This is a genomic window from Azospira restricta (assembly GCF_016858125.1).
GTDB classification, from domain to species: Bacteria; Pseudomonadota; Gammaproteobacteria; order Burkholderiales; family Rhodocyclaceae; genus Proximibacter; species Proximibacter restrictus.
In genome coordinates this window covers 1,327,185-1,341,843 of the sequence record NZ_CP064781.1, presented here as the reverse complement: position 1 = coordinate 1,341,843, position 14,659 = coordinate 1,327,185, and the positions used below count along the sequence as shown (strand labels likewise).

Below are 14,659 nucleotides of genomic sequence, written 5' to 3'. Positions count from 1 at the left end.
AGGGAGGAAAAAGCGCATGCCGAAAGCCAGAGTCACCTTCGCCGACATCGGCGTCACCGTCACCGTGCCCGCCGGCTCGCGGCTGATCGACGTCTCCGAGCACGTCGGCGCCGGCATTCCCTACGGCTGCCGCGAGGGCGAATGCTGCACCTGCCTGACGCAGGTGCTGGCCGGCGGCGAGGCACTGGCGCCGCCGTCGCTGCTCGAGGACCAGGTGCTCAAGGACAACCTGGTACCGCGCGGGCAGCGCCTCGCCTGCCAGGCACAGCTCCTCGGCGGCGAGATCGTCGTCCGCCCGGCCTGAGCGGCGACAGCCGAACGCCATGTCGTCGAACGGCCGCGCCCAGTACCGCTGCCTGCTGCAGGCCGACCTGCTGGCGCGGCGCGCCGGCAGCGCGCCGCTCGGCGACCCCAACCGCGAGCTGCTGGCCAGCCTGATCGCCGGCCAGCGCGCCGGCGACGGCATGCTGCCGCCGCACCTCGGGCTGGGCGGCACCGGCTTCGCGCGCGTCGCCGAGCAACTGTTCCCCGGACCGCTGCCGCCGGCGCCGCAGCGCCGTGCCGAGCGCATCCCGGAATGGGACGACCTGCGCACGCTGCTGCTCGCGCACCGTGCCGGCGCGCACGAGTCGGAGGAGTGGATGGCGCGCGTCGTCGCCACCGCCTGCGCCGGCCGCGATCACCTCTGGCAAGACCTCGGGCTGGCCTCCCGCGACGAGCTGACGCGGCTGCTGTGGATCAACTTCCCGGCGCTGGCGCGCGCCAACGGCGCCGACATGAAGTGGAAGAAGTTCCTCTACCGCCAGTACTGCCGCGGCGAAGGCATCTACGTCTGCCCGGCGCCGTCGTGCGGCGACTGCCTGGACTACGCGCGGTGTTTTGGTTCGGAGAGCTGATCGCCCGCGGTACGCTGCGGCAGCAGCGGCGCATTTCACCGGTGCCGGCACCGGCGCCGGTCGAGCGGGCGCAGGCGGCCTACCTCGGGCTGGCGATCGGCGACGCGCTCGGCGCCAGCGTCGAGTTCATGACCCCCAAGGAGATCCGCCACCAGTTCGGCGTGCATCGCGAGATCGTCGGCGGCGGCTGGCTGCACCTGCGTCCCGGCCAGGTCACCGACGACACGACGATGTCGCTGGCGCTCGGCGAGGCCATCCTCGCCGCCGGCGGCGTCGACGCACAGCGGGTGGCCGAGGCCTTCGACCGCTGGATGCGGGGAAAGCCGGTGGACATCGGCAACACCGTGCGCCGCAACCTGGTCGCCTTCCGCCGCAGCGGCGTCCCCGAAAGCCGGCCATCGGAGCACGATGCCGGCAACGGCGCGGCGATGCGCGTGCTGCCGGTGGCGCTGGCCTGCTTCGGCCTGCCCGAGCGGCAGACCATCGCCGCCTGCCGGGCGCAGGCGCACGTCACGCACCACAACGAGGTATCGGATGCCGCCTGCGAGACGCTGGCGCTGATGGTGCAGGACCTGCTCGCCGGCCGTGCGCTGCACGAAGTGCGCGCGCGCCGCGTCGCCGCGCTGAACGAGCGGGTGCCGGCCTTCGCCGGCACCCGCCGGCCGCGCGAGAACCCCAGCGGCTACGTCGTCGACACGCTGCAGGCGGTGCTGCAGGCGCTGTTCGCCAGCGACGGCTTCGAGGACTGCCTGGTCGACGTGGTCAACCGCGGCGGCGACGCCGACACCACCGGCGCCATCGCCGGCATGCTCGCCGGCGCCTGCTACGGGCTGGCGGCAATTCCGGCGCGCTGGCTGCGCGCGCTCGACCCGGCGGTGCGCGCGCAGTGCGCGGCGCAGGCCGAGGCGCTGCTCGGCGCCTGCGCGCGTCAGCCCGTCGCCTAGCGCCCTTGCCCGCTGCAGTGCGGCAGTGGCGTGCGGCGTCCGGGGCGCCGTCGCCTGTTTTGTTTCATCGCCAGCGGCTGGATGCGGAGGAACTGCTCCCCGACTCGTCCGGACTTCCCAGAATCATGCGGCGCGCACGCTCGTGCGGATCGATCGTCAGGCGCCCTTCCGTAGGCCGCATCGCGGCACCGGTCGCGGGCGGCACGACGATTCGCTGACGCGCGAGCTCATGCGGATCCGTTGGCGCCAGCGCCACGGAGGTCGTCGTGCTGCGGATGGCGGCCGCATCCAGGGTCGCACCCAGCACCAACTGCCGCGCCTGCTCGTGAGGATCCAGCCGGCGAGCGGAATCGGCCAGCGCGGCGTGGGCGGAAAGGACGAGGGCAATGCCGGACATTGCCAGGATCGTATTCATGATGAGTCTCCTGTTCGGATGAAGCAGTCGGCGGACGGTCACGTGGGTGCTCGGCACCGCCCGGTGGGTAATTCCATGTCGTCCGTTCATGGCGGGCGGACTCCTCGCCGAAGGCGCTCGATGCGCCCGTGACGAGCCCGCATGAAGGGCCTGTAGCGGTCATTTCGCTTACCGGTGACTGGCAGCGGAAAGCTCGCCGGCGAGACGCTTGCTGCTCGCGTCCCAGCCGCCGCCCAAGGCCCGGAAGGAGGCGATCGCGGCACGCGCCGCCTCGGTTTGCGCCTGCGCCTTGGCGTCGCGCGCCTGCAAAAGATTGCCGTCGGCGTCGAGCACCTCGATCAGGCTGACGATGCCGCCCTGGTAGGCGGCCAGCGAGTTCTCGCGGGCGCGGGCGAACGACGCTTCGCCCCGCGTCAGGACGCCGACCTGGGCCTCGCGTTTGACCAGGGCGGAGAAGGCGTTCTCGACGTCCTCGGCCGCCCGCAGCACGGCCAGCCGCCAGGCCGCCAGCGCTTCGGCCTCCTGGCCGCGCGCGGCCTCGATCTGCGCGTCGACGCGACCGAAGTCGAACAGGCGCCAGCGCAGCCCGAGGACGCCCTGGGCCTGGCCGGCGCCGGCGGTGAACAGGTTGCCGCTGGCGATCGCGGTGGCGCTGCCGAGCAGGGCGGCGAGCGAGAACTTCGGGTAGTACTCGGCGACCGCCACGCCGATGCGTGCATTGGCCGCCGCCAGGCGCCGCTCGGCGGCGATGAGGTCCGGCCGGCGCCGGATCATCTCGGCCGGGGTGCCGCTCCCGGCCAACCCCGGCGCGACCGGGATCGGCGCCGCCGCGGCCAGTTCGGCGCGGTGGGTTCCCGGCGGCACCGCGAGCAGCACGTCGAGCGCGCTCATCGCCGCATCGAGGCCGGCCTCCAGCACGGGGATCTGCGCCTCGGCCTGGGTCAGCGAGCCGGCGGCCTGGTTCATCTGCAGTTCGGCGGCGATCCCCTTCTCGTACTGGAGCCGGACCATCGCCAGCAACTGGCGGCGGGTCTCCGCCTGCTGCCGGGCGATCGCGATGCGCGTCTGCAGCCCCCGGATCGTCACGTACACGTCCGCCGCCTGCGCGGCCACGGCCAGCCGCGTCGCCACCGCGCCGGCTTCGCTGGCCTCGTACGCCGCGCGGGCGGCCTCCTGCCCCCGGCGCAGACCGCCGAACACGTCGATCTCCCAGCTCGCCGCGAGCTTGGCCTCGTAGGCGCGGCCGCTGCGGTCGAAGCCGGGCGCGGCGTCGAGCACCTGCCCAAGCGGCGTCTCGACCGACTGGTAGGCTCGCGCAGCGCTTATACTCGCGTTGGCCGCCGGCAGCAGCGCCGCATCGGCGTAGCGCAAGGCCGCCCGCGACTGGGCGACGCGCGCCGCCGCTTGCGCGATGTCCAGGTTCTGTTCGAGGGCCAGCGAGACGAAGCGCGTCAGCAGCGGATCGTCGAAGGCGGCCCACCAGACGCTCAGGTCTGCCGGGGGCCGAGCCGGCCGCTGATCGACCCCCGGCTGCCCGAGGAAGGCGGACGACAGGGCGATTTCGGGCGCCCGGTAGTCGGGGCCGACGGCGCAGCCCGTGAGGACGCCGAGACCGAGAAGCAGGGCGAGGGTGCGGGGATGGGCGAACATGGAAGTCCTTCGCGGAGTTGAACTGCTGCAGTGACTATAATCCAAAATAGTCACTAGTTGTCAAGCTATTGCATACGAGGTATTGTTTTCCCCATGAGCGAAATCGAGTCTTCCGCCCCGCAGGCCCGCGGCCCCGCCGACCACAGCGTCCGCGAGCAGATCGTCGAGGCGGCCGGCGAGCACTTCAGCCACTACGGCTACGACAAGACCACGGTCTCCGACCTGGCCAAGGCGATCGGCTTTTCCAAGGCCTACATCTACAAGTTCTTCGATTCCAAGCAGGCCATCGGCGAGGCCATCTGCGCCAAGACCTTGAGCGCCATCGTCGCCGCGGTCGATGAGGCGGTGGCCGGCGCGAGCACGCCGACAGAGAAATTCCGCCGGATGTTCAAGGCCTTGGTGACGACCGGCGTCAGCCTGTTCTTCAACGACCGCAAGCTGTACGACATCGCCGCGCATTCCGCCGGCGAGGGCTGGCCGTCCGCCCGCGCCTACAGCGAGCGCATCCGGCAGATCCTGGCGGAGATCGTCCGCGAGGGGCGGGAAAGCGGCGAGTTCGAACGCAAGACGCCGCTCGACGAGACGGTGCAGGCGATCTACCTGGTCATGCAGCCCTATGTGAATCCGCTGCTGCTCCAGCACAACCTCGACCTCGTCGAGGACGCGCCGACCCGGCTGTCGAACCTGGTGCTGCGCAGCCTAGCCCCATAGCGCGATCAAAGAATGTGCTAGTGACTATTGACAATAATAGTCACTAGTTGGAGGATGGAGGCCTTCGTGTTCCCGGAGGTCGCCATGCTTCAGCGCCGCAATATTCCCTTCCCCCTGCCCGTCCTCGTCGCCGGCCTGCTGCCCTTGGTTCTGGCCGCATGCGGCGACGCCACCTCTGCCAACGATCCGCGGACCCGGACGCCCCTCGTGCGGGTGGGGACGGTGGCGGCCGCCGTCCACGCCGAGCGTTCGTTCACCGGCGTCGTCGCGGCGCGGGTGCAGAGCGACCTCGGTTTCCGCGTTCCCGGCAAGCTCCTCGAGCGCCTGGTCGATAGCGGGCAAACCGTCAGGCGTGGCCAGCCGCTGATGCGCATCGACCCCACCGACCTGCGGCTGGCCACGCGCGCCCACGACGAGGCCGTCGCCGCCGCCACGGCGCGCGCCCGGCAGACCGCCGAGGACGAGGCGCGCTACCGCGACCTCGTCGCGGCCGGGGCGGTGTCGGCCTCGGCCTACGACAAGATCAAGGCCGCCGCCGACTCGGCGCGGGCCGAGCTCAAGGCGGCGCAGGCGCAGGCCGACGTGGCCCGCAACGAAGCTGGCTACGCGGTCCTGCTCGCCGACGCCGACGGCGTCGTCGTGGAGACGCTGGCGGAGCCGGGCCAGGTGGTCGCGGCCGGGCAGGTGGTCGTCCGCGTGGCGCATGCCGGGCGCCGCGAGGCGCTCATCCACCTCCCCGAAACCCTGCGCCCGGCGATCGGCTCCGCGGCGCAGGCGGCCCTCTACGGCAGCGGGCTCACCGGCGCCGCGAAACTGCGCCAGTTGTCGGATGCCGCCAACCCGCAGACGCGCACCTTCGAGGCGCGCTACGTGCTGGCGGGCGAACTGGCCAACGCCCCTTTGGGCTCCACGGTGACGGTCCGGATTGCGGAGGGCCAGCCTTCCGCCCAGGAGGACTGGCAGGTGCCGATAGGTGCGCTGTTCGATGCCGGCAAGGGGCCGGGGGTATGGGTCGTGAGCGGCGAGCCGGCCCAGGTTTCCTGGCGCCCGGTCGCGGTGCAGCGCATCGCGGATGACGGCGCCCGCGTCAGCGGTCAGATCAAGCCAGGCGACCGGATCGTCACGCTCGGCGCCCATCTGCTGCGCGACGGCGAGCAGGTCCGGGTGGCCGGCCAGGCCGCCGGCGCGGCCAGCGAGGGAGTGCGTCCGTGAGCGGAAGCCGTTTCAACCTGTCGGCGCTGGCGGTACGCGAACGCGCCATCACCCTGTTCCTGATCCTCCTGATCTCGCTGGGCGGGGTCATCTCCTTCTTCAAGCTGGGGCGGGCGGAGGACCCCTCATTCACGATCAAGGTGATGACGATCATCACCGCCTGGCCCGGTGCGACCGCGCAGGAGATGCAGGATCAGGTCGCCGAGAAGATCGAAAAGCGCTTGCAGGAGTTGCGCTGGTACGACCGCAGCGAGACCTACACCCGTCCTGGACTGGCTTTCACCACGCTGACCCTGCTGGACAAAACGCCTCCGTCGGCAGTGCAGGAAGAGTTCTACCAGGCCCGCAAGAAGGTCGGCGACGAAGTGCGCAACCTGCCGCCCGGCGTGATCGGGCCATTCCTCAACGACGAATATGCCGACGTGACTTTCGCCCTGTTCGCGCTCAAGGCCACGGACGTGCCGCAGCGCGAGCTCGTTCGCGACGCGGAAACGCTGCGCCAGCGCCTGCTGCACGTGCCGGGCGTGAAGAAGGTCAACATCGTCGGCGAGCAGTCGGAACGCATCTACGTCGAGTTTTCGCACGAGCGCCTGGCAACCTTGGGCATCAGCCCGCAGGACGTGTTCGCCGCGCTCAACAGCCAGAACGCCTTGACGCCGGCCGGCTCGGTCGAGACCAAGGGGCCGGAAGTGTTCATTCGCCTGGACGGCGCCTTCGACGAGTTGCAGAAGATCCGCAGCACCCCCGTCGTGGCGCAGGGGCGCACGCTGAAGCTGGCGGACATCGCCACGGTGAAGCGGGGTTATGAAGATCCGGCGACGTTCTTGATCCGCAACGGCGGCGAACCGGCGCTGTTGCTCGGCGTCGTCATGCGCGACGGCTGGAACGGGCTCGACCTGGGCAAGGCCTTGGAGAGCGAGGTGAGCGCGATCAACGCCGAGCAAGCGCTGGGCATGAGCCTGACCAAGGTCACCGACCAGGCGGTCAACATCAGCGCAGCGGTCGATGAGTTCATGGTCAAGTTCTTCGCCGCGGTGCTGGTGGTCATGCTGGTGAGCTTCCTGAGCATGGGCTGGCGCGTGGGCCTCGTGGTCGCCGCAGCCGTGCCGTTGACGCTGGCCGTCGTCTTTGCGGTGATGCTCGCGACCGGCAAGAATTTCGACCGCATCACGCTGGGGTCGCTGATCCTGGCGCTGGGTCTGCTGGTGGACGACGCCATCATCGCCATCGAGATGATGGTGGTGAAGATGGAAGAAGGCTACAGCCGCCTCGCGGCTTCGGCCTATGCCTGGAGCCATACCGCGGCGCCGATGCTGTCGGGCACGCTGGTCACGGCGGTCGGCTTCATGCCCAACGGCTTTGCCCGCTCCACGGCCGGTGAATACACCAGCAACATGTTCTGGATCGTGGGCATCGCGCTCATCGCGTCGTGGGTGGTGGCCGTGGTGTTCACGCCGTATCTCGGCGTCAAGCTGTTGCCCGACTTCAAGAAGTTCGCAGGCGGTCACGATGCGATCTACGACACGCCGCGCTACAACCGCTTCCGTCAACTGCTGGGGCGCATCATTGCCCGCAAGTGGATCGTCGCCGGCTCGGTGGTCGGTCTCTTCGTGGTGTCGGTGCTCGGCATGGCCGTGGTCAAAAAACAGTTCTTCCCGATTTCCGACCGCCCGGAAGTGCTGGTCGAGGTGCAGATGCCCTATGGCACGTCGATCACCCAGACCAGCGCCGCCGCGGAGAAGGTGGAAGCCTGGCTGGCCCAGCAGGAGGAAGCCAGGATCGTCACCGCCTACGTCGGCCAGGGCGCGCCACGCTTCTTCTTCTCGATGGGACCGGAACTGCCCGATCCGTCGTTCGCCAAGATCGTGGTGCGCACGGACAGCCAGGACGAGCGCGAAGCGTTGAAACTCAGGCTGCGGCAGGCCATCGCCGACGGCCTGGCCCCCGAGGCGCGCTTGCGCGTCACGCAACTGGTGTTCGGCCCCTATTCGCCCTTCCCGGTGGCCTACCGGGTCAGCGGCCCCGATCCGGAGGTGTTGCGCAAAGTGGCGGCGGAGGTGCAGCAGGTCATGGACGCCAGCCCGCTGATGCGCACGGTCAACACGGATTGGGGAGTACGCGTGCCCACGCTGCACTTCACCTTGCAGCAGGACCGCTTGCAAGTCGTCGGGCTGACTTCCAGTTCCGTGGCGCAACAACTGCAATTCCTGCTCAGCGGCATTCCGGTCACCGCGGTGCGTGAGGACATTCGCACGGTGCAGGTCGTCGCGCGCTCGGCGGGCAGCAACCGGCTCGATCCGGCCAGGATCGGCGACTTCACGCTGGCTGGCGCCAACGGGCAGCGCATCCCGCTGTCACAGGTGGGCAAGGTCGAGGTGCACATGGAAGAGCCGATCATGCGCCGACGCGACCGCATGCCGACGATCACCGTTCGCGGCGACATCGCCGAAGGCTTGCAACCGCCGGACGTGTCCACGGCCATTACCCAGCAGCTCCAGCCCATCATGGCAAAGCTGCCGAGCGCTTACCGCATCGCGGAGGCGGGCTCCATCGAAGAATCCGGCAAGGCGCAGAAAGCGATGCTGCCGCTGTTCCCGATCATGCTGGCAATCACCCTGCTCATCATCATCCTGCAGGTGCGCTCGATGGCGGCCATGGTGATGGTCTTCCTGACCAGTCCGCTCGGGCTGATCGGCGTCGTGCCGACGCTGATCCTGTTCCAGCAGCCCTTCGGCATCAATGCACTGGTCGGCCTGATCGCGCTGTCGGGCATCCTGATGCGCAACACGCTGATCCTGATCGGACAGATTCGTGAAAACGAACAGGCCGGGCTGGATCCGTTCCGCGCCGTGGTCGAAGCCACCGTGCAGCGCGCGCGCCCGGTGATCCTGACCGCCCTGGCGGCGATCCTGGCCTTCATCCCGCTGACCCATTCGGTGTTCTGGGGAACGCTGGCCTACACGCTGATCGGCGGCACCTTCGCCGGGACGATCCTGACGCTGGCGTTCCTGCCGGCGATGTATGCCATCTGGTTCAGGATCAGACCCGTCACCTCGCAACACTGATCCGATGTCGCCTCAATCCACTCCTATGAAAGGAATTCCCATGTCAAATTCCAAAGTCGTCGTCGTTACCGGTGTGTCGTCGGGCATCGGCCGTGCCGCCGCAGAGAAGTTCGCCAAGCAGGGCTGCCGCGTGTTCGGCACCGTACGCAGCATAGCCAGGACGACCGACGTGCCCGGTGTGGTGCTGGTCGAGATGGATGTCCGCGACGAAGCGTCGGTGCAACAGGGAATCCGGACCGTCATCGACCAGGCCGAGCGCATCGACGTGCTGGTCAATAGCGCCGGCGTGACGCTGCTCGGCGCGACGGAGGAAACCTCGATTGCCGAGGCGCAGTCGCTGTTCGATACCAACGTCTTTGGCATGCTGCGCACGACGCAAGCGGTGCTGCCGCACATGCGTGCGCAACGCTCGGGAAGAATCGTCAATGTCAGCTCGGTGCTCGGCTTTCTTCCGGCGCCGTACATGGGGCTCTATTCGGCGTCCAAGCATGCCGTCGAGGGGCTGTCCGAGACCCTGGATCACGAGGTGCGCACGTTCGGAATCCGCGTGGCGCTGGTCGAGCCTGCCTTCACCAGGACCAGGCTGGACGCCAATGCGCCCCGGGCGGCCGCCAGGATATCCGCCTACGACGCCGAGCGCGGGGCCGTCTCCCGGGCAATTCAGGGAAACGTCCAAAAAGCGCCGGTGCCCGACGGGGTCGCCGGCACGATCGTCGATGCCGCGTTGGGCGCGTGGAAGATGCGGCATACGCCCAAGGGCGAGGCCTCGCTTCTGGCCAGGTTGCGCCGTTTCCTGCCGGCCGGCCCGGTCGAGAAAGGCCTGAGAAAAACCTTTGGGCTCGCCTGAATCGGTCCGCCGCTTGAACTGTCGCCGGCACTCGATGAATCCCATGACCACCCCGCAGGCGCTGCCAGACATCCCCCCCGGCACCGGGTCACCGTGGCCGGTGTTCTGGGTGGCCAGCGTGGCGGTGTTTCTGGTCTCGATGGACGGCACCATGTTGTTCGCCGCCTTCAGCGCCCTGCGGGCCGGTTTTCCGCAGGCCACTGCGGCAGACCTTTCGTGGGTGCTCAACGCCTACACCGTGGTCTATGCGGCGATGCTGATCCCGTCCGGCGGGTTGGCCGACAGACATGGGCGCAAGAAGGTGTTTCTCGTTGGCGTTGCCTTGTTTCTGGCGGCTTCCGTTGCCTGCGGCCTGGCGGTCAGCGTGGAGTGGCTGGTCGCGGCAAGAGCGCTGCAGGCCCTGGGCGCGGCCTTGCTGACGCCGGCATCGCTCTCGCTCGTGCTGGCGGCCTTCCCGACAAACAAGCGGGCGGTGGCGGTCAGCCTATGGGGCGCGGTCGGCGGTCTGGCTGCGGCGGTGGGCCCCAGCCTGGGCGCCTTCGTGATCGCGTCGCTCGGGTGGCGATGGGCGTTCTACCTGAACGTGCCCTTGGGCATGCTGGCCATCGGGCGCGGCGCAATACTGCTGACGGAGGCCAGGCAGCCAACCCGGGGGCGCCCGCTGGACCTGGCGGGGATGGGCTTGCTGATCGTCGGCATCGGCGCCTTGGCGCTGTCCATCGTGCACGCGGAGTCACCCGACTGGTCACGCCGCGAGCTGCTGACTACCGCCGGCATCGGGTTGGCGAGCGTCTTCGGATTTGTCGCCTGGGCCCGGGTTGCCACCGCGCCATTGGTGGACTTGGGTTTATTTCGCAACGCCACCTACCGCTACGCCAATCTTGCCATGTTGAGCTTCGGCACCGCGTTCTCGATGATGTTCTTCGCCTTCTTCTTCTACATGAATTCGATCTGGCATTACCCGCTGCCGCTGGCCGGCCTGGCGATGGCGCCCGGACCGCTGCTGGTGGTTCCGGTGGCGGCTTGGTCAGGTCGATTGGCGAGTCGGCATGGTCACCGCCCGCTGCTGGTGCTGGGCTGCCTGATCTACGCGGCCAGCGCGCTGTGGTTCTTGCTGGTGCCCGGCACCGAACCCGCGTACCTGACGCACTGGCTGCCGGGCATGCTGCTCAGCGGCACTGGCGTGGGCATGGTGCTGCCCTCGCTGTCGGGCGCAGCCGTCAGCCACTTGCCCGCGGACCGTTACGCCGTAGGCGGTGCCATCAACCAGGCGATACGGCAAATCGGCTCGGTGATGGGGGTTGCCCTGACCGTGCTGCTGCTTGGCAGCGCCAGTTTGCAGCGTGCGGATTTCAATTCGGTCTACCTGTGCCACATGGCATTGGCATTGATCACCGCTGTTTTGTGCCTGCCCGTCAACACCTTGTCGAAAGTCGTCGTCAACAGCGCGTGAACGTATCGTCATCTCAAACCGAATTGCGCATCAGGAGAATCCGCTAGGCGGTGAGCGCGCCGCGCGTCCTCAGCGTCGCCGCCAGCGCCGAGTCCATCGTCGCCAGGTGGCCGGCGAACCACGCAGGCAGGCCCTCGACGTAGGCACGCGCCATCCCCGGGCGGCCCAAGGCGACGCGCTGCGCGAGGAAGTCGAGCTGGCCGAGGATGCGCTGGTGCTCATCCTCGTGCTCGGCGCGCGCGGCGAAGCGGCACTCGGCCATCAGCCGCGACTCGTCTTCGAAGTGGCGGATGGCGTGCGCGTGCAGCGCGGCGAAGGCGGCGGCGAAGTCGGCGGCGGGCGCCTGCATCGCCGCCACGACGAGGGCGACGAATTCGCGGTGGGTCGCATCCATCGCCTCGACGCCGAGCGCGTGCCGGTGGTCATCCCAGTGCATCAGGCGGCCTCCGGCGCGGCGCGGCGGACGCCGGTCAGCGCCGCGAGTTCGCCCTCGACGATCTCCAGCCCGAGCTTGCGGCAGAAGCGGCGCTCCTTGTCGCTCGGCGCGGCGAGCACGATCCAGCCGGCCGGCGAGGCGGCGCCGTGGATGATGTCGGCGAGCACCATGCGCTCGGTGTCGCGGTTCAGGCGCATGCCGAGCAGCAGGTAGCGCTTGCCGCGGCGCAGCGCCTTCAGCTCGGGCGGGATCGCGAAGCCGCCCATCAGCTCGGTGATGTAGTCGACGTAGTCGGCGTCGGAGGCGATGTAGTTCGCTGCCGGCCGCGGCGTACCCATCGGCTTGAACAGGATCGGCAGCGCCGGGTCGAGCGCGGCGCGCTCGGCGTAGGCGGCGCCGTCCCAGCCGTACAGCCGGTAGCGGAACGCGCTGCCGCCCATGCGGGCGACGCCGACGACGAGCTGGTGCGGCACGCCGGCGTAGGAGTCCTGCAGCTGCGTGTCGCGGTTGATGTCGACGACGTAGCGCGGACGCAGCGCCGCCAGCCAGTCGTGCACCGCAGCGCGGGTCCACGCGGTGGCGCCGTAGGTGCGGTCGAGGAAGCGGGTGACGGCGGCGCGGCCGCGCTTCAGCTCGACGTTCATCGCCGCGCGCGGGAATTCGTACATCAGCTTCGGCGCCATCGGGCGGCCGTCGTTCAGCGCCAGGATCAGCGAATCGCTGTCGGCAGGCATCGGCGCGCCGCCGGCGACGCTGCGCACGTCGGCGAGGACGCCGGGGCCGAGGTAGGGAACGATGCTGCCGTCGGCGAGGCCGGCGGTCAGCGTGGCGAGCAGCGCAGGGTTCATGGCGTCATCCGGAAGACGGGGAAAGGGCTGTCCTGTCTTCAGCAAGAAGCAGGCCCATTGCCGACCCGCGCAACGGCGCGGCTTTCCGGGCGGCGCCCGGCGCCGCTGTCGGGTTTGCTACACGGTCGACAGCGCAACCTCGACGACGCCGCCGATCACCAGGTACTCGTCCTCGCCCTGCAGCACGCCGGGCAGCAGCCCGCAGTGGAAGAAGACCTTGGGCACCGGGAGGTCGGCGGCGAGCACGTAGTCGCCGAACTCGCCGGCGCGCTCGCGGCTGGCGGTGAAGGAGTTGAGGTTGTTGAGCAGGATCACCTGCCGCCGGCCGGCGAGCTGCGCCAGCACCTCGTGCTCGCCGATGCGGTTGACGCCGCGGTAGAGGCGCAGGTGCTGCGCCGCCGGCTGCCGGCGCGCCAGCTCGTACTGGCAATAGGTGTAGACCAGGTCGAGCTGCGCTTCCAGCGCGTTGGTGCCGTAGAGCCCCTCGGCGCGCATCTCCAGGTAGCGGCGGTAGGCGTCGCCGGCGGGGTCGGCCAGCGACTCGCCGTGGTGGCGCGGCAAGAGGCCGAAGCGCGACTCGACCCAGCCCTTCAGCACCGCCCCCTCGCGGCTGTCGGCGTCGAAGCTCCAGCCGCGGATCGCGCGCGCGTAGTTGGCCTTGGCGCGGCCGCGGCGGCGGCCGAGGCCGGCGTCCTCGGGCGCCTCCAGCCGGAAATGCACGGTCAGGTAGTCGCGGAAGACCTGCGGCCGGGCCGCCGCCGGCGCCGCGTCGAGGCGGCGGAAGAGGTCGCGGTGCAGTTCGGCGACGCCGTCGAGGACGAGCGGCGTCGGGTGGCGCTGGTAGGTGAGGCTGCCGAGAATCACCGCCGGCAGGTTGCAGCGGTTGATCGGCAGGCGCGCGCCGCGCGGCAGCGTGGTTTTGTCGTCACCCCGACAAAGGCCCGCGGCATTGTCGGACGCCGGCGCCCCGCCGGGCGCCGCGGGATTGTCGTTTTCCATCGTCGGATCAATCACTTGAAGTCTGTCAGTCGGTCTGGCACGCAAAGTGCACAAGGGGAGACGCGACTCTCAGTGTCCCTATCAAATCGACTGACAGACCCAAGGAGGTTACACCATGGCAAAACTGCGTCAATGCGCGATCTACGGCAAGGGCGGCATCGGCAAGTCGACCACCACCCAGAACCTGGTGGCGGCGCTGGCCGAGGCCGGCAAGAAGGTGATGATCGTCGGCTGCGACCCGAAGGCCGACTCGACCCGCCTCATCCTGCACAGCAAGGCCCAGACCACCGTCATGCACCTCGCCGCCGAATCCGGCTCGGTCGAGGATCTCGAACTCGAGGACGTGCTCTCGGTCGGCTTCGGCGGCGTCAAGTGCGTCGAGTCGGGCGGCCCGGAACCCGGCGTCGGCTGCGCCGGCCGCGGCGTCATCACCGCGATCAACTTCCTGGAAGAGGAAGGCGCCTACGACGACGCGCTCGACTTCGTCTTCTACGACGTGCTCGGCGACGTCGTCTGCGGCGGCTTCGCGATGCCGATCCGCGAGAACAAGGCGCAGGAGATCTACATCGTCTGCTCCGGCGAGATGATGGCCATGTACGCGGCGAACAACATCGCCAAGGGCATCGTCAAGTACGCCAACTCCGGCGGCGTGCGCCTCGGCGGCCTGATCTGCAACAGCCGCAACACCGACCGTGAGGACGAGCTGATCATCGCGCTGGCCGAGCGCCTGGGCACGCAGATGATCCACTTCGTGCCGCGCGACAACGTCGTCCAGCACGCCGAGATTCGCCGCATGACGGTGATCGAGTACGACCCGAAGGCGAAGCAGGCTGACGAGTACCGTGCGCTGGCGCAGAAGATCATCGCCAACACCAAGCTGGTCATCCCGACCCCGGTCGAGATGGAGGAGCTGGAAGACCTGCTGATGGAGTTCGGGATCATGGAGCAGGAAGACGAGTCGATCGTCGGCAAGACCGCCGCCGAACTGGCGGCCTGACGGAATCTCCTCCCCCTTCAAGGGGGAGGCTGGGAGGGGGATGGGGTGCAGCGACCGCGCCCCATCCCCACCCCGGCCCTCCCCTGGTCCCAAGGGATACCGTCCCTGCGGGACATAAAGGGGAGGGTGTGGAAGAAATCTTCAACCAGCACGCCGGCCACGGATGAGTGGCGGCGTCAGGAGGAA

14 protein-coding genes are annotated in these 14,659 nt (G+C 69.2%); 9 read left to right on the top strand and 5 right to left on the bottom strand.

All coding sequences use genetic code 11. The annotated features are described in order from the left end of the window. Positions 1–16 precede the first annotated feature (16 nt). The 3 genes from IWH25_RS06530 to draG are packed head-to-tail and all read left to right on the top strand — an operon-like array spanning position 17 to position 1,840. A complete protein-coding gene (locus IWH25_RS06530) occupies positions 17–304 on the top strand; it encodes a 2Fe-2S iron-sulfur cluster-binding protein (protein ID WP_203388518.1) in 288 nt (95 codons plus the stop codon). A gap of 19 nt (positions 305–323) precedes the next feature. Beyond that, positions 324–896 carry a nitrogen fixation protein NifQ gene (locus IWH25_RS19025; protein WP_238999022.1) on the top strand — a complete coding sequence of 191 codons (573 nt, stop codon included), beginning with the start codon at positions 324–326 and terminating at the stop codon, positions 894–896. Next, positions 875–1,840 (top strand): ADP-ribosyl-[dinitrogen reductase] hydrolase, encoded by a 966-nt coding sequence (gene draG, locus IWH25_RS06525; protein ID WP_238999021.1) that lies wholly within the window; start codon positions 875–877, stop codon positions 1,838–1,840. The genes IWH25_RS19025 and draG overlap by 22 nt, the downstream gene beginning before the upstream one ends. A gap of 64 nt (positions 1,841–1,904) precedes the next feature. Here draG and IWH25_RS06520 read toward each other — a convergent pair whose 3' ends face one another. Both IWH25_RS06520 and IWH25_RS06515 read right to left on the bottom strand, forming a co-directional pair. Then, positions 1,905–2,255, bottom strand: coding sequence for a hypothetical protein (locus IWH25_RS06520; RefSeq protein WP_203388516.1), 351 nt, complete (start codon positions 2,253–2,255; stop codon positions 1,905–1,907). 168 nt (positions 2,256–2,423) lie between these two features. Further along, complete coding sequence (locus IWH25_RS06515; protein WP_203388515.1) at positions 2,424–3,905, bottom strand: efflux transporter outer membrane subunit; 1,482 nt, start codon at positions 3,903–3,905, stop codon at positions 2,424–2,426. Between the two features lie 93 nt (positions 3,906–3,998). Here IWH25_RS06515 and IWH25_RS06510 point away from each other — a divergent pair, with 93 nt between their 5' ends. The 5 genes from IWH25_RS06510 to IWH25_RS19020 all read left to right on the top strand — a co-directional run bounded on the left by IWH25_RS06510 (position 3,999) and on the right by IWH25_RS19020 (position 11,193). Next, a complete protein-coding gene (locus tag IWH25_RS06510; RefSeq protein ID WP_203388514.1) occupies positions 3,999–4,616 on the top strand; it encodes a TetR/AcrR family transcriptional regulator in 618 nt (205 codons plus the stop codon). An 84-nt stretch (positions 4,617–4,700) separates the two neighbouring features. Continuing rightward, positions 4,701–5,828 carry an efflux RND transporter periplasmic adaptor subunit gene (locus tag IWH25_RS06505; RefSeq protein WP_238999020.1) on the top strand — a complete coding sequence of 376 codons (1,128 nt, stop codon included), beginning with the start codon at positions 4,701–4,703 and terminating at the stop codon, positions 5,826–5,828. Next, positions 5,825–8,893, top strand: a complete 3,069-nt coding sequence (locus IWH25_RS06500) for an efflux RND transporter permease subunit (protein ID WP_203388512.1) — start codon at positions 5,825–5,827, stop codon at positions 8,891–8,893. The genes IWH25_RS06505 and IWH25_RS06500 overlap by 4 nt, the downstream gene beginning before the upstream one ends. A gap of 40 nt (positions 8,894–8,933) precedes the next feature. Continuing rightward, positions 8,934–9,740, top strand: a complete 807-nt coding sequence (locus tag IWH25_RS06495) for an oxidoreductase (RefSeq protein WP_203388511.1) — start codon at positions 8,934–8,936, stop codon at positions 9,738–9,740. 43 nt (positions 9,741–9,783) lie between these two features. Further along, the gene (locus IWH25_RS19020; RefSeq protein ID WP_238999019.1) at positions 9,784–11,193 is read left to right on the top strand and encodes a DHA2 family efflux MFS transporter permease subunit; all 1,410 of its coding nucleotides are present in this window, start codon (positions 9,784–9,786) and stop codon (positions 11,191–11,193) included. A gap of 43 nt (positions 11,194–11,236) precedes the next feature. On the opposite strand, the gene IWH25_RS06485 is transcribed toward IWH25_RS19020, so the two are convergent. The 3 genes from IWH25_RS06485 to IWH25_RS06475 form a co-directional block, all read right to left on the bottom strand. Further along, positions 11,237–11,629, bottom strand: coding sequence for a bacteriohemerythrin (locus IWH25_RS06485; RefSeq protein WP_203388510.1), 393 nt, complete (start codon positions 11,627–11,629; stop codon positions 11,237–11,239). After that, positions 11,629–12,477, bottom strand: coding sequence for an SIR2 family protein (locus IWH25_RS06480; protein WP_203388509.1), 849 nt, complete (start codon positions 12,475–12,477; stop codon positions 11,629–11,631). The genes IWH25_RS06485 and IWH25_RS06480 overlap by 1 nt, the downstream gene beginning before the upstream one ends. A 117-nt stretch (positions 12,478–12,594) precedes the next feature. Continuing rightward, entirely contained in the window at positions 12,595–13,476 is an 882-nt protein-coding gene (locus tag IWH25_RS06475; RefSeq protein WP_203388508.1) for an NAD(+)--dinitrogen-reductase ADP-D-ribosyltransferase, read from the bottom strand. A gap of 115 nt (positions 13,477–13,591) precedes the next feature. On the opposite strand from IWH25_RS06475, the gene nifH reads away from it, so the two are divergent. Continuing rightward, positions 13,592–14,473: a nitrogenase iron protein gene (gene nifH / locus IWH25_RS06470; protein WP_203388507.1), complete on the top strand. Its 882-nt coding sequence runs from the start codon at positions 13,592–13,594 to the stop codon at positions 14,471–14,473. Positions 14,474–14,659: the final 186 nt, after the last annotated feature.

Bases quoted from the DNA above. Each gene is read 5' to 3' on its own strand.
- IWH25_RS06475 (WP_203388508.1), bottom strand. From the start codon at position 13,476: ATGGAAAACGACAATCCCGCGGCGCCCGGCGGGGCGCCGGCGTCCGAC.
- IWH25_RS06510 (WP_203388514.1), top strand. From the start codon at position 3,999: ATGAGCGAAATCGAGTCTTCCGCCCCGCAGGCCCGCGGCCCCGCCGAC.
- IWH25_RS06505 (WP_238999020.1), top strand. From the start codon at position 4,701: ATGCTTCAGCGCCGCAATATTCCCTTCCCCCTGCCCGTCCTCGTCGCC.
- IWH25_RS19020 (WP_238999019.1), top strand. From the start codon at position 9,784: ATGACCACCCCGCAGGCGCTGCCAGACATCCCCCCCGGCACCGGGTCA.
- IWH25_RS06520 (WP_203388516.1), bottom strand. From the start codon at position 2,255: ATGAATACGATCCTGGCAATGTCCGGCATTGCCCTCGTCCTTTCCGCC.
- IWH25_RS06495 (WP_203388511.1), top strand. From the start codon at position 8,934: ATGTCAAATTCCAAAGTCGTCGTCGTTACCGGTGTGTCGTCGGGCATC.
- IWH25_RS19025 (WP_238999022.1), top strand. From the start codon at position 324: ATGTCGTCGAACGGCCGCGCCCAGTACCGCTGCCTGCTGCAGGCCGAC.
- IWH25_RS06480 (WP_203388509.1), bottom strand. From the start codon at position 12,477: ATGAACCCTGCGCTGCTCGCCACGCTGACCGCCGGCCTCGCCGACGGC.
- IWH25_RS06530 (WP_203388518.1), top strand. From the start codon at position 17: ATGCCGAAAGCCAGAGTCACCTTCGCCGACATCGGCGTCACCGTCACC.
- IWH25_RS06485 (WP_203388510.1), bottom strand. From the start codon at position 11,629: ATGCACTGGGATGACCACCGGCACGCGCTCGGCGTCGAGGCGATGGAT.
- nifH (WP_203388507.1), top strand. From the start codon at position 13,592: ATGGCAAAACTGCGTCAATGCGCGATCTACGGCAAGGGCGGCATCGGC.
- IWH25_RS06515 (WP_203388515.1), bottom strand. From the start codon at position 3,905: ATGTTCGCCCATCCCCGCACCCTCGCCCTGCTTCTCGGTCTCGGCGTC.